The sequence below is a fragment of the Dendronalium phyllosphericum CENA369 genome (assembly GCF_016056275.1).
Lineage (GTDB): Bacteria > Cyanobacteriota > Cyanobacteriia > Cyanobacteriales > Nostocaceae > Dendronalium > Dendronalium phyllosphericum.
The window spans coordinates 14,578-35,907 of the sequence record NZ_JAECZA010000028.1 but is presented as its reverse complement, the minus strand read 5'-3'; the positions used below and the strand labels follow the sequence as shown (position 1 = coordinate 35,907).

15 protein-coding genes are annotated in these 21,330 nt (G+C 41.6%); 9 read left to right on the top strand and 6 right to left on the bottom strand.

All coding sequences use genetic code 11. The features are described 5' to 3' along the window. The first annotated feature begins 539 nt into the window (after positions 1-539). The 3 genes from I8752_RS09580 (at position 540) to I8752_RS09570 (ending at position 4,312) form a co-directional block, all read left to right on the top strand. Positions 540-1,061 (top strand): Ycf51 family protein, encoded by a 522-nt coding sequence (locus tag I8752_RS09580; protein WP_214432080.1) that lies wholly within the window; start codon positions 540-542, stop codon positions 1,059-1,061. Positions 1,062-1,919: 858 nt separating this feature from the next. Then, positions 1,920-3,104, top strand: coding sequence for an iron-containing alcohol dehydrogenase family protein (locus tag I8752_RS09575; protein WP_214432079.1), 1,185 nt, complete (start codon positions 1,920-1,922; stop codon positions 3,102-3,104). Next, the gene (locus I8752_RS09570; RefSeq protein ID WP_214432078.1) at positions 3,101-4,312 is read left to right on the top strand and encodes an aspartate aminotransferase; all 1,212 of its coding nucleotides are present in this window, start codon (positions 3,101-3,103) and stop codon (positions 4,310-4,312) included. The genes I8752_RS09575 and I8752_RS09570 overlap by 4 nt, the downstream gene beginning before the upstream one ends. A gap of 151 nt (positions 4,313-4,463) precedes the next feature. On the opposite strand, the gene I8752_RS09565 is transcribed toward I8752_RS09570, so the two are convergent. Next, the gene (locus tag I8752_RS09565) at positions 4,464-5,429 is read right to left on the bottom strand and encodes a threo-3-hydroxy-L-aspartate ammonia-lyase (RefSeq protein WP_214432077.1); all 966 of its coding nucleotides are present in this window, start codon (positions 5,427-5,429) and stop codon (positions 4,464-4,466) included. A gap of 47 nt (positions 5,430-5,476) precedes the next feature. Next, the gene (gene thrC, locus I8752_RS09560; RefSeq protein ID WP_214432076.1) at positions 5,477-6,568 is read right to left on the bottom strand and encodes a threonine synthase; all 1,092 of its coding nucleotides are present in this window, start codon (positions 6,566-6,568) and stop codon (positions 5,477-5,479) included. Positions 6,569-7,096: 528 nt separating this feature from the next. Between thrC and I8752_RS09555 the strand changes: the two genes are divergently transcribed. After that, positions 7,097-7,288 carry a hypothetical protein gene (locus I8752_RS09555; RefSeq protein ID WP_214432075.1) on the top strand — a complete coding sequence of 64 codons (192 nt, stop codon included), beginning with the start codon at positions 7,097-7,099 and terminating at the stop codon, positions 7,286-7,288. A 59-nt stretch (positions 7,289-7,347) separates the two neighbouring features. On the opposite strand, the gene I8752_RS09550 is transcribed toward I8752_RS09555, so the two are convergent. Further along, positions 7,348-9,867 (bottom strand): hypothetical protein, encoded by a 2,520-nt coding sequence (locus I8752_RS09550; protein ID WP_225895548.1) that lies wholly within the window; start codon positions 9,865-9,867, stop codon positions 7,348-7,350. Between the two features lie 177 nt (positions 9,868-10,044). Between I8752_RS09550 and I8752_RS09545 the strand changes: the two genes are divergently transcribed. Further along, the gene (locus tag I8752_RS09545) at positions 10,045-11,811 is read left to right on the top strand and encodes an iron uptake porin (RefSeq protein ID WP_214432074.1); all 1,767 of its coding nucleotides are present in this window, start codon (positions 10,045-10,047) and stop codon (positions 11,809-11,811) included. A 1,014-nt stretch (positions 11,812-12,825) separates the two neighbouring features. Here the strand turns inward: I8752_RS09545 and I8752_RS09540 are convergent. Beyond that, complete coding sequence (locus I8752_RS09540) at positions 12,826-14,034, bottom strand: 4-hydroxy-3-methylbut-2-enyl diphosphate reductase (RefSeq protein WP_214432073.1); 1,209 nt, start codon at positions 14,032-14,034, stop codon at positions 12,826-12,828. Between the two features lie 521 nt (positions 14,035-14,555). On the opposite strand from I8752_RS09540, the gene I8752_RS09535 reads away from it, so the two are divergent. From I8752_RS09535 to I8752_RS09525, 3 genes are all read left to right on the top strand, one after another. Continuing rightward, positions 14,556-15,500: a LysR family transcriptional regulator gene (locus I8752_RS09535; protein ID WP_214432072.1), complete on the top strand. Its 945-nt coding sequence runs from the start codon at positions 14,556-14,558 to the stop codon at positions 15,498-15,500. Between the two features lie 84 nt (positions 15,501-15,584). After that, positions 15,585-16,664 carry an anthranilate phosphoribosyltransferase family protein gene (locus I8752_RS09530; RefSeq protein WP_214432071.1) on the top strand — a complete coding sequence of 360 codons (1,080 nt, stop codon included), beginning with the start codon at positions 15,585-15,587 and terminating at the stop codon, positions 16,662-16,664. 374 nt (positions 16,665-17,038) lie between these two features. Further along, positions 17,039-17,218 carry a hypothetical protein gene (locus tag I8752_RS09525; protein WP_214432098.1) on the top strand — a complete coding sequence of 60 codons (180 nt, stop codon included), beginning with the start codon at positions 17,039-17,041 and terminating at the stop codon, positions 17,216-17,218. A 351-nt stretch (positions 17,219-17,569) separates the two neighbouring features. Here the strand turns inward: I8752_RS09525 and I8752_RS09520 are convergent, their stop codons facing one another. Then, the gene (locus tag I8752_RS09520; protein ID WP_214432070.1) at positions 17,570-18,679 is read right to left on the bottom strand and encodes an acyltransferase family protein; all 1,110 of its coding nucleotides are present in this window, start codon (positions 18,677-18,679) and stop codon (positions 17,570-17,572) included. 67 nt (positions 18,680-18,746) lie between these two features. After that, positions 18,747-20,909 carry a DNA helicase RecQ gene (recQ, locus tag I8752_RS09515; RefSeq protein WP_214432095.1) on the bottom strand — a complete coding sequence of 721 codons (2,163 nt, stop codon included), beginning with the start codon at positions 20,907-20,909 and terminating at the stop codon, positions 18,747-18,749. A gap of 249 nt (positions 20,910-21,158) precedes the next feature. Here recQ and I8752_RS09510 point away from each other — a divergent pair, with 249 nt between their 5' ends. Continuing rightward, positions 21,159-21,320 (top strand): type II toxin-antitoxin system HicB family antitoxin, encoded by a 162-nt coding sequence (locus I8752_RS09510; protein ID WP_214432069.1) that lies wholly within the window; start codon positions 21,159-21,161, stop codon positions 21,318-21,320. The last annotated feature ends 10 nt before the right edge of the window (positions 21,321-21,330 follow it).

Here is a 21,330-nt window from a genome sequence, read left to right as displayed (position 1 = left end):
ACGCAGCTTCATTACTTTCAGTGGTTACACTGGAGTCATTTAAAGCATCCTATTAATAATATGACTATATTCACATTTGTGACTGTGAGTGTGGCTAATTGCAAATTAGCTACTGTTGCTGATAGTTGGGAAGGTGTAGGGACAACCCCATTGGGTTTTCCTGCATGACGGGCATCTAAATATAGATGCCCTTTTATATTTCTATTTTTGCCAGTTAAGCACTATACAAATCTTACTTGATTTGTTGAAAGACCGAGATTTCCGTTTATCTAAAAAATCGGGAATCTCGTTTTTCACGAATGATAATTTAGAACTGCTATTTCAGTTAAAAATCAAAATAACCTATCAAATATTGAAATATTTTTGCAGGTTGTCTCATTTATTCTGACTTCTGAATTCTGACTCCCGAATTCTTCCGGTTTAGCATCCTAAATATTAAAGAGACATATTTTATTGCTAGATACTCTCTTACGGTATGAGCAATCTGTAAAATGAGTGTGTCAGTAATCAAAGAAATGCTGCCTCAGTAGCTAAACCTTATGTTCACAACAGCTGATTTTCTTCAATATACCCAATGGTCGGGCATTGCCACCTTGGGATTTGCTGCTTTAGCAGCCCTAGCTTTTATTCTCAAATGGGGCATTCGCTTTCGATTGGTAGGTACTACTGGCTTTATGCTAGTGCTAACTGCTGGGTTGTTTGCACTGTCATTAGTTCCTTTAAGTCGCACTGTAATTCCAGGAGCGCTAAAGTACACTCTAGTTTATGACAATGGCTCAACACAGACAGTAATTGCCACCTCACCCAAAATTTCACCATCACAACTAGAGGCAACTCTGCGTCAAGCAGCTAGTAATTTATATTCTTATGGACGCTTAGGTTCGCGGGGAGACAACTATCTGACGGTTCGTGCCCGTACCTTAATCCACCCCGAACCAGGTGTTTCTATACCACTTTACTTAGGTCAAGTTAAGCGAACGCTAACCCAGCGTGAAGATCCAGAGATGGCAGTTGAGATTTATCCAGAAAAATTTGCTCAATTGCCAAAACCTACTGCCTAAGAGCGATAGTTAGCAAGCAGCAAGAAGATAAGGGAAAGGAACACTTGGGAAATGGGTAAGCACAAAAGGAATTAAATCATGTCCGCCTAATCACTTATGATTAAAATATCTCCGCGTCCCCGCGTCCCTGCGTCAGTCTAAATGATAAGTCTTTAAACGGACATGATATTAAATCAAGTTTTCCCCTTTCCCTGGAACCTTTTCCCCTACTCTTACCCTATTGCATCGTGTTGTATACATCACTTGGCGATCGCCTATTCCTAATTGCTGGAGTTAATATTTTTTCTGTCTAGGAAGCTTTGATTAACAACTGTTCCTTTCTTAATTTATAAGTATATTCCTATAGATCGAAAATCAGTCATCTGTTATCAGGATGACATAAGATTTTTTGTATTTCCCTATACAATATTTATTATTTTTAGATTAAGATATTATTTACCAATTTCACTTAAGAAAAACTCGATCGGTATGCTGGTAATGAGTAATGGATTAAGTCAGCGATCGCTTGACAGTTGTTTTTTACTGACAACTGACAACTGACAAACTACCAATTACTTTTACTGAGTATCTCAGAGTGGTATTGTTAGTGGAATATCCGGTTGTTCAATACTTTGATAATTCGGCATTTGAGTCTAATAGACCCTACTAGAGTCAAGTCACACAAGCAAACTGCTCGAACAGTTGGCAGAAGGCTTAGTTTATTTTATTGGCGGGCTAAAACCCAGTAGTGGGCGATAAATTGCTGGGAGTGACAACTTACCTAGGCGATCGCCATCCTCAAGTCAAAATGGAAACAAGAATTCCTCGGGACAAGTCCAATTTGATTAAGAATTATCAAGTTTTGGCAAACTAGTTTATATGGATACTCAATTATTTTCTCATCAAACTTTGTCTACTCAAACTTCTAGTCCTTCATTTACACTCGCGGTTGCCCCAGCAAAAGTTATCCGTGGTTCTGGTGTGTTGTCGGGGGCAGTAGCAGAAATTGCTCGTTTGGGAAGTCGTCCCTTAATTGTCACGGGTAAGCATATTGCTACTGTCCAGCAAATGCAACCGCTTTTAGAAGCACAACAGTTACATCCTGCCCAAGCTTCTTATGGTGCGGATTGCTGTGAAGCGAGTCTGAAATCTCTAAAAAAGGCAGCCAAAGAACATAAAGCCGATGCGATCGTTGGTGTTGGTGGCGGCAAAGCATTAGATACAGCTAAATTAGTCGCTCATCAGTTAGAGTTGCCAGTGGTGACAATTCCCACCTCAGCGGCTACCTGTGCGGCTTGGAGTGCCCTATCAAATGTATATTCACCAGAGGGGGCATTTCTCTATGATGTCGCCCTATCTCGCTGTCCCGATTTACTAATACTCGACTACGACTTGATTCAAACTGCACCGCAACGTACATTAGTGGCAGGAATTGGCGATGCGATCGCCAAGTGGTATGAAGCCTCAGTTAGTAGCGGACATTTGCAGCAGACTTTAATTATTGCCGCCGTGCAACAAGCACGAGTTTTGCGAGATATTTTATTGCAAAAGTCAACCGTTGCCCTGCAACAATCAGGTAGTGAGGTTTGGCAAGAAGTTGTAGATGCTACCGTTTTATTAGCCGGGGTGATAGGGGGATTAGGCGGGGCACAGTGCCGCACCGTTGCTGCCCATGCCGTACATAACGGTTTAACTCATGTTTCCGGGCACAGCAGTATTCACGGTGAAAAAGTTGCCTACGGTATCTTAGTACAACTGCGTTTAGAAGAAACGATCCAAGGCAATCAACTAGCAGCAACTGCACGGCAACAGCTGTTAAAGTTTTACGCAGAGATTGGATTGCCACAAAAATTAGCTGATTTGGGATTGGGCAACATTACACTCAGCGAGTTGCAAACAGCTGCTGAAATTGCTTTAGCACCTAATTCGGACATTCATCGACTACCATTTAAAGTCGCACTAGAACAATTAATGGCAGCGATGGTTTCTACTACCGCACCCACAGATAGTAGAGATAGCACAAGTCGAGTGTTGACAAGGGGAATTGACGAGGTTGAGGAATGAGTTTGGATTGGATTGTCCCAGCAGAACGCATACAGAAATTGCCACCTTATGTATTTGCCCGTCTGGACGAACTTAAGGCCAAGGCACGCGAACAAGGATTAGATTTAATTGACTTGGGCATGGGGAACCCCGATGGCGCAACACCACAACCAGTGGTAGAAGCTGCGATCGCCGCTTTGCAAAATCCCGCCAATCACGGTTATCCCCCTTTTGAAGGTACTGCTAGTTTCCGCCGTGCCATAACTAATTGGTATCGTCGCCGTTATGATGTTGTTCTCGATCCCGATAGCGAAGCATTGCCGCTACTCGGTTCTAAAGAAGGATTAACTCATCTGGCGATCGCCTATATTAACCCTGGCGATGTCGTTCTCGTACCTTCTCCGGCTTACCCCGCCCATTTTCGCGGCCCGGTAATTGCTGGAGGCAAAATTCACAGCTTGATTCTCAAACCAGAAAATGACTGGTTAATTGATTTAGCTGCCATTCCTGACGAAGTTGCCGAACAAGCCAAAATTCTCTATTTCAACTATCCCAGCAATCCCACTGCCGCCACCGCCCCCCGCGAATTCTTTGAAGAAATCGTTGCTTTCGCCCGTAAATATGAAATCCTCCTGGTGCATGACTTGTGTTATGCCGAGTTAGCTTTTGATGGTTATCAACCGACTAGCTTGTTAGAAATTCCCGGTGCGAAAGAAATTGGTGTGGAATTTCACACCTTATCTAAAACCTACAATATGGCTGGTTGGCGCGTGGGTTTTGTGGTGGGCAACCGCCATGTCATTCAAGGTTTGCGGACGCTAAAAACCAATTTGGATTATGGGATTTTTGCGGCTTTGCAAACAGCCGCAGAAACAGCTTTGCAACTGCCAGATATTTATTTGCATGAAGTGCAACAACGCTACCGTACCCGCCGCGATTTCCTGATTCAAGGGTTAGGGCAGTTGGGTTGGGATGTGCCAAAAACTAAAGCGACAATGTATCTTTGGGTGAAGTGTCCTGTCGGCATGGGTTCCACAGATTTTGCCCTGAATGTATTGCAGCAAACAGGCGTTGTCGTTACTCCCGGTAATGCTTTTGGGGTTGCAGGTGAGGGATATGTGAGAATTAGTTTGATTGCCGACTGCGATCGCTTGGGCGAAGCTTTGCATCGCTTCAAACAAGCTGGCATCCGCTATCAGCCTGAAGTTCTTGTCTCTGCTTCCGAATAGAGAAAGTGCTGAGTGCTGAGTGCTGAGTGCTGAGTAAAAACCCAGTTAACGCCAGTTCGCAAGGGTGGAGGGAACTCCCCAAAGTTGCTCTACTTGGGCTTTGCCCAAGACCGCACTTCTCTTTGCACGCGACTGGCTCCCCAGTCCCCAGTCACCAGTCCCTTTTACCTACTTGTGTTAAATCTACATTGCCACCGCTGATAATGACACCAATTTTGGCGCTTGGTGCTGTCACCACACCTTCTAGTAATGCAGCAGCTGCCAAGGCCCCTGTGGGTTCAACGACAATCTTCAGCCGTTCCCACAAGAAAAACATGCTACGAAGAATCGCTGCTTCAGATACCGTCACCATATCATCGACGTAATGTAACACTAAGGGGAAAGTAATTTTACCAAGGCTGGGAGTACGAACGCCGTCGGCAATGGTAGGAGGATTGCGGACAGTTTGCAGAGTTTTGCTGTGAAAGGAACGAGTTGCATCGTCGGCTAGTTCTGGTTCTACGCCAATTACTTTACATTCTGGTGAAAGTGCTTTGGCAGCAATTGCACAACCAGAAATTAATCCGCCACCACCGCAACAAACTAACAACAAGTCCAATTGACCAACTTCTTGGATCAGTTCTAAAGCTGTTGTACCTTGTCCCGCCACTACATGAGGACAATCGTAAGGAGGAATGAGGGTCAAAGCGCGATCGCTTGCTAAATTTTGGGCTAATTCTTCCCGATTAGTTTTTTCTGGGTTGTAAATAATCACCTCTGCACCGTAACCGCGAGTAGCAGTTTGCTTCACAATAGGAGCATTTTCAGGCATGACAATAGTAGTGGGAATATTTAGCAGTTGTCCAGCCAAAGCGATCGCTTGGGCATGATTTCCCGACGAGTAGGTAAGCACGCCTTTTTGCTTTTGTGTTGCTGATAGCTGTGCTAGTGCATTGTACGCACCTCTAAACTTAAATGCCCCCGTGCGTTGAAAATTTTCGCACTTAAAAAATACTTGACTGTTGGTGCGATCGTTAACTGTTCTGGAAGTTAGCACAGGCGTGCGATGAGCAATACCAGCAATACGGGCTTGAGCTGCTTGAATGTCTGTTATGGTGACGGTGTTAGGTTGTGACATTGATGGCAGTATTAAATATTCTTGCTGTTTGCCCTAAGCCACTGCGTTTAAAATCCCATTGCTTCTGCCACTGCTCCCAATTCAGCTGCAATACCCTGTTTAAATTGACTGTGACTGTGCTTAATAGCTGTATCTGGGTCTTTGAGACCGTTGCCAGTAAGCACACAAACCACTGTTGCTCCGGTAGGGACTTGGTCTTTGACTTGCAACAAACCTGCGACGGAAGCAGCACTGGCGGGTTCGCAGAAAATACCTTCCGATGCTGCTAACAGTCGATAAGCATCAAGAATTTCCGCATCGGTGACAGCATGGAAACTGCCTTGGCTTGCTGATTGCGCGGCGCTCGCTAACTCCCAACTAGCTGGGTTGCCAATGCGAATTGCTGTTGCTAAGGTTTCGGGATGGGCTACTGGTTTACCGTTCACTAAAGGAGCTGCACCTGCTGCTTGGAATCCCATCATCCGAGGCAAGCGATCGCATTTCATCGCCTGATGATATTGACAAAAACCCATCCAATATGCTGTGATATTTCCCGCATTTCCTACAGGGATGCATAACCAGTCGGGGGCATTACCTAGGACATCAACAATTTCAAAAGCTGCGGTTTTTTGACCTTCCAAGCGGTAGGGATTTACCGAATTTACCAAAGTTATCGGATAGCTTTCGGCCATCTCGCGGACAATTTCTAGTGCTTGGTCAAAATTACCTTTAATTGCCAGTACTTCTGCGCCATACAGTAACGCCTGTGCCAACTTACCCAGGGCCACATAGCCATCAGGAATTAGTACAAAAGCATTCATCCCCCCACGTTTGGCATAGGCGGCGGCGGCGGCGGAGGTATTACCCGTGCTGGCGCAAATTACCGCCTTTGACCCGGTTTCTTTCGCCTTAGAAATTGCCATTGTCATGCCCCGGTCTTTGAAGCTACCAGTGGGGTTAAGACCGTCGTATTTGACAAATACACGCACTTGTCTGCCGATACGTTCTGCGATCGCTGGCACTGGAATCAACGGAGTGTTACCCTCCAACAAGGTAACAACAGGCGTTTTTTCACTCACAGGCAAATACTCACGATAGGCTTCTATCAGTCCAGGCCAGGGTTGGCAATGAGATTTAATGGCAGACAAGCTTGCAGTCACGGGATTTAAAATTTTTTAACTAAGGATTTGGAAATAGACAAATATGGTATTGGGTAATGAACAAGAAAATACATTTCTCGTTTTCAGTTCCCATTGTTCAGATTTTTCATTCCAGAAGAATATTATCTCTTTTAATGCAAGCGTCTTACTTGCAATTTTTATTTTCTGTAGAACGCTCAGTTTATCATCATGAAGGCAGGAGGCAGGAGGCAGTCCCGATGAAAAAATTTTCATCGCCATACATGAAAAAGGAATATTCCCTACACCCTACACCCTACACCCCACACCCTTTTTCAAGTCAGGAGGCAGGAGGCAGAAGTCGGAAGTCGGAAGTTATTCTCCCTCATCTCCCTCATCTCCCTCACTCCCCCACCTGGAACTCAACCGATCCAATTGCAGTCACTTATAAAAACACCAGTAATGTATTAGAGTAAATGATTTAAAATATACAATCATTTAACAATCCTTAAACTTACATTATTATAATATTTACCAAAGGTGTGAGTTAATTTTTAAATTCTTTTAGCAATGCCTACTTATTCATCTAGTGTTTCCAAATACCACTCCCAAACTCTTTGGGTAAGTGATTTAACTAAATCTTGTTACCAAAACGACCAGCAACTCAAGCTGAGAAGTTTGCAAGCAGAGGTAGATTCTTTGTTGGAGCAATTGCAAAACTTGAAGGAGCAACGGCAAACTGCTAGCGACCCTGAAGAATAGGTTAGTTTTCTAGGAAGAGAATGCCTGATTACTCCGGTCTGGATTTGAGTAAGGGGCTGCTACTCAAAGCGCTGATTTTGAGTTGACCAGCGCTTGAGACTGTAGTTCTTGGCATTCTCAACTAGTAAAGCGAGGGATTGACCGCTGGAAATTTTGGCGATCGCTGTCAATGCTTGTTGAGAATTTTTCTGAAAATCCGTGTAAATAACCTTACCAGTATCAGACAAAATCAGGGTACGGGAACGGTAGGGAATTTTCTCGCGTTCTGGAGTTGTTTTTGTGAAATCTTTCAAGGAAGCTACGGCTTCTTGAGAGAGAGTGAGCGCGGTTTCTGGCTTATTATCGTTTGTTAAATCAATGACCTGAACGGGCCATTGACCTATTTGCTCTTGAATCTGCAAGAACTTAGGAACATCACCAGCTGAAATTTGACTTGATTGTTGTAAGGAGTGCCAGACAGTCGATAATACATTTTCCACTACTTGGGGATTTTGCTGATAGAGTTCTGATAAGGTAATGGGAGATGGCTGCACCCACTCTAATGTATTATCGGTCAAAGCTAGAATTGGCGATCGCTCCTCGTTTTGATTCTCAACAATCGCCTCTCCAGCAGCTAATAGCCGTAGCACTCCATTTTGCAGTCGTACTCCTTTAACAGTGGCAGCAGTTGTTTGCTGTTCGCCATTCGGCAGTCGAACAATTATTTGAACAGTCGGGTTGATATTAATTCCCAAAGTTTCCCATAAAAATTTGCCTGGAAAATCTTTCGGTAATCGCAAATTTCCAAAGGGCGAACTGAGCCAGCGTTTGCCGTCATTAAAAGTACTCACTTCTACCTGATACCAAACTTCTTTGTCTTTGAGTGTCAGGTCTGCTTTTGGTACTGGTAGCCACTCCTTGGGGTTAATTTGCGACAGCGGTTGCACCGTACCGACAAGCTGGCTGGGGTGACTAGAAATTTGAGATGGCCGATTTTCATTGAGTTGTTTTAACAGACCTTGAATATACGTAACGGTGGCGTTGGTAATTTTTGGTTGCGCCTTCAACCAAGAATTAGCCCGGCCTTCCCCTTGTTGCTCTGCTAAAATCAGGGCTGCCCAAGCTTGCACCTCTGGTCTATCTGGCTTAACCCGCAAGGCTGCTACTGTACGATTCCATAACCTGCCGCTATCTGCTTTCAGGAGGATGGCAATTTCCTGTCTATTTTGCGGTGATTGTGCAAACACCTGTAAAGCTTTTTCCCAACGACCATCAATCAATTCTGCTAACACTTGTTGACTAGGACTGGCCCAAGTTTTCTCGGCTTGGGCTTTAGTAAGTTGGGCGTGCAAGCGAATCAGATCGATTTGCGCTTGTGCTGCTGGTAAAACTCCTTTTCGCTGTTTTCGGATAGATTCCAACCACTCAAAGGCTGGTGTCCACAAGCCATTGCGAGCAATTAACAGGGCATTTTGGTAAGCAGAATCCTTCAAGGCTGGTGGTTGGAGGGAAATTGCTTCTAGTTGAATGGGGTTGAGGTACAGCTTGACATTTTTAACTTGGTAAACGCTTAACTGCGGTTCCAAATCGACTGTTCGATCGATAACTAATTCTTTTGCACCACCACCAGTCACTTGCTGCCATTTGGGCACTTGACCATTGGGATTTGTCCAAGACAACATCTGTTGGAGGTTAGTCCGTCCTGGATTGTAGTAGACAATCTGACCGTAAGCGATCGCATTGGTTGCTTGTTGGCGCTGACCTTGCAAAGAAAACCAAATTCCTGGCGAAACGCCATCGCCTTCAAAGCGTTTTACTGTGTTTAAAGGTAAAGCATTGTGGTTTTCTGATGTAGTAACTGCCAAAGATTCTTCTGGCCCAGTTACAGGTAGGTAATACGCCAAACGAAAGTATTTTTCTGACTGCGATTCAAACTCCACCTCAGTTGAGCGCTGATAAACCCTCAGTTCCACAATTTCTTGACAGTCTGACTGACAATTAGCACGCTGCTGAACGACTGGCAATAAAAATGAGTTTTCCTCGTCATCTAAAGCCAGGGTATTACCAGCTATTTGTTGTTGTTTGCTCAACTTTTCTTGAATTTGTTCCAGAGTTTGAGGGGGTTCGCTATAGCCAAGGGGTATTTGCGCCCATTCAGGTAAAAATTTATTTAACCAGCCTATCTGTGCTGGATTGAATATAAAAAGAATACTAAACCAAGTAAAAGCGATAACTAAGCCGGCTCCACTCAGTAAAATTGCGATCGCCAACGTTGAAGAAAACCAACCTTTCTTTTGCGGAGGGAGTGCCTCGTCGGATGGCTTTACTGAATTATAGATGCTCTGTGCGGGAGGGTTTTCCTCTATGCGAACTTCTTCTATAGTCGAGCCTGTGCTAACAGAGAATTCCCCTTGTTGTAGCAAGTAAGGTTTTTCCAATTCAGGCGACAACTGCGTTTCCTGAAAGGGTTCTTGAAGAGTACACGAAGGGTCGGAACTCACGTGTTCCCGATGTTTGCGAGAGATGCGTTTGACCGCACCTGCACGAGGCTGATAGCGTCCAAAAGATTTTACCGTCAGCTTACGCGAGCGCTGTACCATGTTAGTGCTTCATCAATCCAAATTATTGTTTCTTTTATACTCGCGCTTTCAAATGTTACTAAAAATCTTTACAGTCTAATTTGGTATAAAATAAGTAATTTTTCTCATGTCATTTTAAAAGTCAGTAAATTTTCTCATGTCATCAATAGATGATACTGAATACACTCTTGCTTAAGTATGGGAGTAGAGTGTAGAAAGTTGAAAGCTAGATTCATTAGCCGACCTCACGGCAAAACCTGGATATTTATCTGGTTAATAGTTGTAGGATTTAACACAATAGCCTCAAAAGCGATCGCCCAAGAATATATAGATACAAGGGTTAATTCCAGTATAGATTTAAACTTAAAGCATCTACCTACATCCTCTAGCGATACTGGCAAACATATTTTACAAGAAATTACTGAACCGATGGCACAAGTCACATCGGTTTCACAGCTCAAAGATGTACAACCCACAGATTGGGCTTTTCAAGCTTTGCAGTCTTTGGTAGAACGCTACGGTTGCATTGCAGGTTATCCCAATGAGTTATATCGTGGCGATCGGGCTATTAGTCGGTATGAATTTGCTGCTGGTGTGAATGCTTGCTTAGACCGAGTTAACGAACTGATTGCTACAGCTACATCTGATTTGGTAATCAAACAAGATTTAGCAACTTTGCAAAGATTACAGACGGAATTTGCTGCGGAATTAACGACTTTGCGCGGTCGAGTTGATAATTTAGAAGCCCGCAACGCTGAAATTGCAGCAAATCAATTCTCTGCCACGACTAAACTCACCGGGCTACATATAATTGGCGTTCAAGGACGAACAAGCAACCGTGGCGACGTTAATCCTAGAGATGGCATCAAAGATACCCAAGACGGAGGTACAAACACTGATGTCATATCCCTGACGCAGCTGTATTTAACTAGTCAATTTACCCCTCGTAGTTACTTGTTCACAGGTTTGTTATTTGGTAAGGGTACCACTGGGCCTAGATTTGATAATAATGATGTTACACGCGACAGAGTTTCGCGCAATGATGTTTTCCTTGGCTACGAATTTCCCACTGATAGCGTTATCATTAGTGACCTCAATTATCACTGGCTAGTCACTGATAACTTAGCAGTGATGATCGGAACAGAAAACGTGAGTATGCCGAGTGCTTTTAGAGGCCCTAACCGAGTGGAAAGTGCTGCCACAGGGCCATTATCTTATTTCGCTCAAAGAAACCCAATTTTAAATATGGGGTACGGCCATGGTGGCATAGCTGTAGATTGGCAATTTGCTAAACGTGCCAGTTTGCAGGCTATTTATACTAGTTATCAACCTGGCAATCCTGGTAAACATAGTGGTTTGTTTGATGGAAATACCACTACTGGCGTGCAATTGCTGTTAACGCCCACTAACACCGTCGATTTAAGTTTGTATTATGTCAATAACTATTCATCAGATGGTTGTTTGTTGACCTTTGTCGGCGACGACTGCTTAACTGCGGTTGATAGCAGTACGGGAAAATCAGCACCCTTACAAACCAATGCTGTTGGTGCTACTGTAAATTGGCAAATTTCACCCAAACTGACCTTAGGAGCTTGGGGTGGTTATACTAAGTCCTATATTCCCGGACAATCGGGAAATGTAGAAACAACAAATTATATGGTGTTTCTGAATTTTCCCGATTTGTTTGCTAAAGGAAATTTGGGTGGAGTTTATATTGGACAACCACCTAAAATCACGAGTAGTACTCTTAGCGTGGGTAACAATGTCCCTGACTTTATCAATACAGGTTTAGGACGTGCAGGTGGACAGCCGGGAACAACTACTCAAATAGAAGCATTTTATCGTTTTCAGTTAACAAATAACCTCAGCATTACACCAGCGATAATTCACATCTTAGAACCCGGTCATACACCAGACAATGACCCAGTGACTATCGGCATTCTTCGGAGTACTTTTACTTTTTAACAATTCTACAACTACATATTTCAAAAAGTATGATATTGCTACTACCGCAATTTGAAATTAAAGATGAAAAATAGCTTTCTAGCCATTTTCTCAAGTACGAAGAAGAAAAAAGGTTTGGCGGTGAGCCAAACCCCTCTATAAATCCAGTGCATAACAACATCCCGGAATAATTTACCTATTATTTTTGTCCTAGGTCATCTTCCTATAGGATGTGTCCAAATCTCATAAAAGCTGATATTGCCTTAATTGAGTATTATTAAATACATCTTAAAAAACTCTAAAAATGTTGATATAACTAAGTTGTTACGCTCAGAAATTACACAGCGATCTAATAGACTGCAATCGCCTATCGGTCAACTACTAAAACAAGTGTTGATACTTTATTAAAGTGCCTTAACTTCTGATTATTTTTCTAGTCGGCCATGCATCAAAGTGTTACCTAGACTCAATAAGCAAAATAAAAGACGGGTTTTATCCCGCCTGAGTAAATAGCTTGAAAGTGGCAAAACACCTTAGACTCTATAATAAATAGAAAAAATTAAATTTAATAGGTTGTAAGGACAGATGATATTAGCAAAAAGAACAGCTATTCATGCCGTACTAACTGTTACAATCATCGTGAATCCTTGCAAGTCTTATAAATTTATCACATAATTTTTTTGATTACTTGCCAAAATGCCAAAAACTGGAAAAGAGAAAAGACGGGTTGAATCCCGTCATAAATATAACTAGTAAAAACATCTTGGTAATTTCTGCAATATATCAAAATTTTCTTTGGAAAGTTGCCAAAATGGCAAATGGTCAAAAACATAACAGATATTTATATATATTTGCTGTACAATAAAAATTTAAAATATATGTATTAAAAATAACTTGGATGATAAAACTACATTCCTAAAATTAAAAGGTAAGAGAAAAACCCTTACCTTTTGCCTTTTCGGGATAAAACATTACATGTTTGAGTTTCATCGCACTAATCTACCTGTTAATGCAGGTTTAGAAGTGAGAATTTTCTCAAAGCGCTGATGCTGTTGCTTTCAATGCAAAAATCTTCTCAATTACATCTTCTACAATCTTATCTGGCGTAGAAGCACCAGAAGTAATTCCTACACTAATTTCTCCCTCTGGCAACCAGTTATCTGTAATTACTAAATCTCCATTTAACTGCCGATGTTCAATGGAATTTCCTGATTTAATTCGTTCAACATTATTAATATGATAAGAAGGAAGCCCACGTTCAATAGCAATTTGTTGCAATTGAGTAGTATTCGAGGAATTAAACCCACCAATTACGACTATCAAATCTAGGTTTTTCTGCACTAATTCCAACATTGCATCTTGCCGTTCTTGGGTAGCATCACAGATAGTATTGAAGCTTTGGAAGTGCTGATTTAATTCGGTAGGGCCATACTTTTGCATCATAGTACGCTCAAATAGCTTACCAAGTTGTTCTGTTTCGCCTTTGAGCATCGTGGTTTGGTTAGCAATACCAACTCTTTCTAAATCTTTATCGGGGTCAAATCCTTCAGAACAAGCTTTAGCAAATTTATGAAGAAATTCATCGCGGTTGCCACCATTGAGAATGTAGTTAGCAACGTATTCTGCTTCCCGCAAATTTAATACAATTAAATATTTGCCAGCAAAGGAACTAGTAGCAACAGTTTCTTCGTGCTTATATTTACCGTGAATTATTGAAGTGTAATCGCCTTTTTTGTGCTTTTCGACTGTATTCCAAACTTTAGATACCCAAGGGCAAGTGGTATCAACTATTTTGCAGCCTTTATCATTAAGCAACTGCATTTCTTGAACGCTGGCCCCAAAGGCAGGCAATATCACGACATCACCGATGTCAACAATCGAAAAATCTTTGATACCTGCTGCAACAGGGATAAATTCTACTTTCATCTCCTGCATCCGCTGATTCACATCCGGATTATGAATAATCTCGTTAGTCATCCAGATGCGTTCTCCAGGAAAGTGCTTGCGAGTTTCATAGGCCATAGCCACAGCACGTTCCACACCCCAGCAAAAGCCAAAAGCTTCTGCTAGATGGATAGTGACATCACCTCGTTGCAAAGTGTAGTTGCAATCGCGAATTTCTTGAATCAAGTTACTTTGATATTCAGATTGCAACTGGGTGGCGACTTCTGCTTGGTGACCAAATCCCTTACGATTGTAATTTTCTGAATGCTGGAGTGTACGTTTAAAGGCTTTTGTATCCATTGTTCTATTTTTCAAGTCTCCTCTTTTTGATTGTCTCGTGCCAAGACGCAATTTAGTTGGGTAGATTGCACGAAATTTATTTGGGGAGATTGAGTAAGCTAATCTGCCTTGAAGTTGCACAATCCTTTGCCTTAGAAAGACGCGGGGATTGGGAGACGCGGGGATGCGGAGAAGGGTAGACGCGGTGAGGAAGTTGGAGTCTTGGATGGCACTTCCTCTACTTGGGGAGCCACCCCTGTGGGCGGGTCTCCCGACTTGAGGGGAGTGGCGTGAGACCCCTTTGAGCGAGTGCCTCCGGTTTCCGTCGAGTCCAAACTTCCGATCTTAGAAGCGTTAGCGACGCAGGAGCGTCACCTGAAAGGGGATGCAATTTGAATGATTATTAGCTTACAAATGACTGGTGAGGAAAAATTTTTATTAAAATATGTCACAAAGAAATTCTTGTAACAAACTCTACTAAATTGTGAGAACAAAACCGTTAACTTAATGAAAGCCATAAATGTAATTCAGGCTACATAAAAATGCGGCTAGAGCAGTTGCAAGCCTTTCTGGCGATCGCGGAAACTGGCAGCTTTCAACAAGCAGCCCGAAAATGTGGTGTTACTCAATCGACTATTAGTCGCCAAATCCAGTCATTGGAAACCGATGTGAGAGTAGAATTGTTTCACAGAACGAGTCACGCTAAATTGACTCTAGCAGGCGAACGTTTACTACCTCGCGTCCGCAAAATTTGCCAAGAGTGGGAGAATGCCACACAAGAACTCACAGATTTATTTGCAGGCAAACAGCCAGAACTTTGCATTGCGGCGATTCACTCGTTATGCGCTTCTTACTTGCCACCAGTATTGCAAAAATTTTGTCACGATTATCCAGAAGTACAATTGCGAGTCACATCATTGGGTAGCGATCGCGCTCTCAAAGTCCTCAAAGATGGATTGGTGGATTTGGCAATTGTGATGAATAATCGCTTTTTAACTACTGGTAAAGAGATAGTGGTAGAAGTACTATATGATGAACCTATAGAAGTGCTGATTGCTGCCAATCATCCCCTAGCCCAACACGAACGCATCCCCTGGTCGGAGTTAATTCGTTATCCCCAAGTAGTTTTTAAAGATGGTTATGGGATGCAACGCCTAGTACAAGACAAGTTTGAGCGCTTGGAAGCTAGACTCCAGGCTGCTTTAGAGGTAAATACTCTAGATGCCTTCCGAGGAGTTGTGCGTCAAGGCGAACTAATAGCTTTGCTGCCTCACTCAGCACTCATGGAAGCACGCCAAGACCCCACCCTAGCAGTTCGCCCCCTAGCCAGTAATAGCGCTGCTGCTGGTGACAATACCGGTTTGACTCGACGGGTAGTTATGGTAACTACTCAAGACCGTCTCCAGATTCCCCCAATCAACCACTTTTGGCAACTAGTACGGGAAAGTATCCCTCCGCAATTTCAGCAGCAGCGATCGGCTTCTTAAATATAAATAGACAGCGGTCAGTGGTTAGGAGAAAAACAACTAACAACTGACTACTAACAACTGACCAACGATCGATGACTAAATATGAGCAATATATTTAGGGAATTACTGAAAAAGGTAGGCAGTGGCAACCACACGGGAGAGAATTTAACTCGTGCGGAAGCAGCCAAAGCTACAAAAATGATGCTGCTGGGTGAAGCAACACCAGCGCAAATAGGCGCGTTTTTGATTGCCCATCGCATTAGGCGACCCACGGGGGAAGAGTTAGCGGGTATGTTAGATGCCTATGATGAACTAGGGCCAAAGCTACAACCAATCGCTTCTACCCGTCAAGTCATAGTGTTTGGTCTACCTTACGATGGCAGAACGCGAACTGCACCAATTGCCCCAGTCACGGCTTTACTACTCGCCGCAGCTGGACAACCAATTATTATGCATGGTGGCGATCGCTTGCCAACAAAGTATGGATTACCGTTAATAGATGTTTGGCAAAAGTTAGGAATAGATTGGACTAATTTACCGCTGGCAAAAACACAGCAGATATTTGAACAAACAGGAATAGGCTTTGTTTATACACCCGTTCACTTCCCTGTAACTAAAACTATTTGGGAGTATCGCGACCAACTCGGCAAACGTCCACCGTTTGCGACAATGGAACTAATTTGGTGTCCTTATGCTGGCGATGCCCATATTATTCCTGGATTCGTTCATCCTCCCACAGAAGCTATGTTCCAATTGGCGCTAGAGTTGCGGGGAGTGACAAAATTTACATTTGTCAAAGGATTAGAAGGTAGTTGCGATTTACCACGCGATCGCACTGCGATTATTGCTTTATCTACACCTGACGTACCCCCAAACATTGAAAGATTGCTTCTAGCACCGCATGAATACGGCTTTACTAATAAGAATGTAGCCCTTGGTAGTACTGAAGAGTTGATTGCCGAAATCCAAGAGGTTTTAGCTGGTCAACCTGGAGAACTAATGCAAACAGCCTTGTGGAATGGTGGGTTTTATTTGTGGCGAAGTGGCATTTGTCCAGATATGCGATCAGGCATAACTAAAGCAGAAGAATTATTTACCAGTGGTGTGGTAGCTGCTAAACTTCAACAGTTGATTCAAGCAGTAAATTCAGCTTCGCAAAAGTCATTTCAGCATACTTATTGATTTACACAACAAAGGTATAGCTGTAGTCACACCTTTAGGACAGTGTTGATTGCTCAAAGCCTTGAATTCACTTGGTTTCTACTCAGCAACGCCACTTGCTCCACTTGGGGAGACCCCAAGACCGCAGTGGCTCCTCAATACTCAGCACTCAGCATTCAGCACTTTGTTGTGTTGAACGTAATTTTGGCTTGAACTATCATATTTTTCTTACTGTAAGCATATACGTAAATAGATAGTTTCTATCAAAAGAAATATATATTTGTCTAGCTTATATACCCAAGAAGAAAATCAAAATCCTATATGTAAGCAATAACACTGTTTATGATTCAAACTAAATATATAGGAAGTACGAATTTTCAAAGGAGATGTAATATATGAGTTTGACAGATAGTCTATTACTAACGCTGTTAAATGCTGCTGCTTGTCTGGCTTTGCCGAAACTGCTATCTATAGTTATGGATGCTAAAGAGAAAATTACTAAATCATCGCAGTCTGCCGTAAGATCGCTAGAGTCCAATTCTGAAATCCCTGGCTTAGTAGATGCTGCTCGATAAAGCATAAATATGCGGTGTCTGAGAGTTTAATATCGCCCTGATGAGGAGAAATAGCTCTTTTTGTGGTGCGGGGCGATCGCTAAAAAAAATAAACACAAATAAAGATAAATTTTTAATCTAAATTAAAATAAAAAATTGATTGGCTTGCGCTCATAGCCATACTTTTGTGCAATAACTACACTAACACTGCCTCTGTAAGAATGCCGTTCTTTACAAGATAGTTTATCGTTCGTTAGTATGTAAATTTTGAGGCTACTTGCAAAATCTAATTATATTACTTCACGAGCGTTTATAAACAGTCTCTAAAATCTTGCTCATACCAATTTAATATGAATAATTAATTTTATATTTTCAGCGAACTACTGCTTTCAATCCAACACAGTTTAACAATATAGATAAACTTAATGAAATAGCTAAGAGTAAAAACCAAAGTATTAACTTCAAACTCAAAATTTCATAAAAATTAAACCTTGCTTCTGCAAATAATTGCAGGCATATAGAACTAAGTATCTGGCAGATAATACCATTAATACAAAAAATACCTAAACAATACTTTGATAGTAAAGAAACTAACTTTTGTATATATATAGGAAATTGATTTTCTTGAATAGATGCAAAACACAAAAATAAAACTACTACACTGAGCATACATGAAAAATTAACATACTCAAATGGTGGTATTTCACTTTTAAAAATCAAAAAACTCCAGCGAAATTCAAAGAACTGAATTAAAGAGTAAGAAGTCAATAAAAATATTTTTAAACTAATAGGTATTTTCTTGGATAGTTCTACAATAAATGACCATTTTTTCCAGAAAAATGCTCCAAAAGCCATGTATACAAACCAATAAATAAATAGAGGTCTATTGATGATTCTCAGACCTTCAAGTATATAATCATGGTCGGGCATAAAAGGAATAGAGTATATATATATAAATACAAGTCCTTGTAGACAAATTGTAATTATTAAAGTTAAAAGCTTGTTCAACCAGCTTCTTAATAAAATAAATACAGGAATAAATTGTATGATTATTAGTAGATAATAAGCTCCCGTAAAGATTTCACCATTAAATATACTAGCAATTACTTCCAATAAAGGATTTCGGTTGATAAGCTTAAGAGATGCTGTAACCAAAAACCAAAATACAGTTGGTATTAAAAGCCGATTCAGACGTTTATAAAGCGTAGTCCAAGTAAAAACTGGATGTTTTACTAGTTCTTTTTCAAAAAGTAAAAAATAAATTGTTAAGAAAACTGGTACACAGAATCTTAAAGGTGAAAAAAGCGTATCAATAGCTAATTGACTACTTGCATAAGTTATTTTTGGCAGTACGAGAGAATGAAACGATACTACTGCTGTAATGCTTAATGCTTTAAGTAAGTCCAGCGAAAATAGCCTATTCTTATTGTAAGTAGGCGATGTTTCTAACAAAAACGAGCGATCGGATGATTTTTCTTGCATCTTTAATTATTGTTTCTAAAAAGTAATCAGTAATCATCTCTTGGCTAATAAAAATAAATCAAAAAATTCACTTACGATTTTCACGCCGCCACTTTTCCCGGACTAAGCGAATTTCATCAAAGGTGTAGCTTTCACCAAGTTGTTCTTTAATAGGGGTAAGAGCGATATCACCAAGAACTTCTAAAACTTGCCAGATTTTTTGCTGATGTTCCAGAGGCACTAATTGATTTAAATCTACGGGTTGTTTTTTCTCAATTAGTTTTGAAAGGTGATTGAAAATTGTAGAAGGACTAAGGTTACGTTTTAGGGCAATTTCAGCAATACTCAAACCTTGTTGATGTAACTTTAATGTGACTAACTCAGTGTCGCTAGGGAAACTCACAAAGGATGTAGAATCATCTTGTTGTTGTTCCACTAATAAACCTTGTTCTTGGCGGTAGGCTTTGATTTCTGCTAGGAACTTTTTGCCATACTGGGCAAGTTTATGACTACCTACGCCAGAGAGTTTACCAAACTCGCTTAAGGTTTGAGGCTGTACCTGTGCCATTACTTTCAAAGTAGAATCGGGAAAGACAACGTAGGGTGGTACGAACTGTTCGTCGGCAAGTTGTTTGCGGAGCGATCGCAACCTCTGCAATAATATTTCTGCTTCTACGGCTTTTTCGCTTCCCTCTTCCCAACTAATCTTTTGTGCTATGGGAACAGCAATTGAAACTGTACGCTGTCGCCTCATTACTTGCCAACTTAGGGCGTTAAGTTTCAAAACAGAGTAACCATCGCTAGTTTGTTCGAGTAAACCTTGATGTAACAGAGAACGCCCCAGCATTCGCCACTCTTCTAAACTTTTATCTTTACCAATGCCATAGGTAGAAAGTTTGTCGTGTTCGTATTGAGTAATTTTCTGATTTTTCGACCCTCGCAGAACATCAATAATGTGCAGCATTCCAAATCTTTCTTTACAACGCGCCACACAAGATAAAAACTTCATCGCTTCAATTGTCCAATCTTGCATCGGTTTGGGATGACGGCAATTATCACAGTTACCGCAATTCCCGGCAAAGCGTTCGCCAAAATAACCGAGTTGAATTGTGCGCCGACAGTCTGTACCTTCAGCGTAGTCAATTACCTGCCGCAGTTGTTGCTTGGCAATCAACTGTTCTTGAGGATCGGTTTTTTGGTTAATACTCCATTCAATGGTTTTAATATCACCAAAGCTGAAGAAAAGCGTACAACGAGATGCTTCTCCATCTCTTCCCGCCCTACCTGATTCTTGATAATAACTTTCTAAATTACGCGGGATATCAAAGTGAACTACAAGCCGCACATCTGGTTTATTAATTCCCATCCCAAAAGCAATTGTTGCCACCATGACACGCACATCATCCCGAATAAATCGAGTTTGATTTTGTGTACGTTCTTCATCACTTAATCCAGCATGATAAGGCAAGGCAGAAATTTTCTCATTTTGCAGTTTAAAGGTGAGTTCGTCAACTTTTTTGCGCGTCAAGCAATAAATAATTGCCGAACCTTCGTTATCTCGAATTAGTTCTAATAATTCAGCGTAAGCTTGTTTGCTTTTAGCACGGACTTCGTAATAAAGGTTTTGACGGTTGAAGCTGGCAAGGTGGATGCTAGGCTGCTTTAACCCCAATTGTTGGATAATATCAGAACGCACGCGATCTGTTGCTGTAGCAGTGAGGGCAATAGTGGGGACATCCAAGTAACGTTTCCGCAGAGATTTCAACTGGCGATATTCTGGGCGGAAATCGTGTCCCCATTCCGAGACGCAGTGCGCTTCATCAATGGCAAAAGTAGAAATGCCGACTTGGTGATGAACTAAATCTAGAAATGGGAGAAATCTTTCACTGAGGAGACGTTCAGGGGCGACGTAAAGTAATCTGATTTTACCGCTGAGGATGGCATCTTCCCGCGATCGCACCTTATAAACATTCAAACTACTATTGAGAAATGTGGCGCTAATGTTATTGTTTCGCAAGGCTTCTACTTGGTCTTGCATTAAAGCAATCAGTGGCGATACTACCACCGTTAAGCCTTTTTTAATCAACGCTGGTAACTGAAAGCATAAAGATTTACCGCCACCTGTAGGCATCACTACCAGTAAATCTCGATTTTGCAGTGCATCTTCGATAATTTGCCGCTGTCCGGGGCGGAACCTGTCGTAACCGAAGTGATATTTTAGCGCTTGTTCGAGATTGGGATACTGAAGCATAGCGATCGCTTTTTTGGGTGCGTTCTGCATGGGTAGTGATGAAGATACCAGCATTATAAAAGCACAAACGATTTACTACATCCTCTTGGCGCTTTTGGGTGAGTTAATCTCTCAGCTAAAATAATCTAGGCATGACCTAAAGAAACTAGCGAAACCCAATCGATAGATACAAAATAATCGTCCACAGCATAACTGTTACTTAAATGTTGCTCCTCAGACACTATTAACTAGTAAAAATTTAAATGTTGTATGAACATAAAAGTAGTTTTAGAACCAAGTGATGAAGGTGGTTATACAGTTTTCGTTCCCTCACTTACAGGCTGTATCAGTGAAGGGGAAACTATCGACGAATCACTAGAAAATATTCAAGAAGCAATACTACTTTACCTAGAACCCTTAGAGGATGTTTAAAAAGTCATGA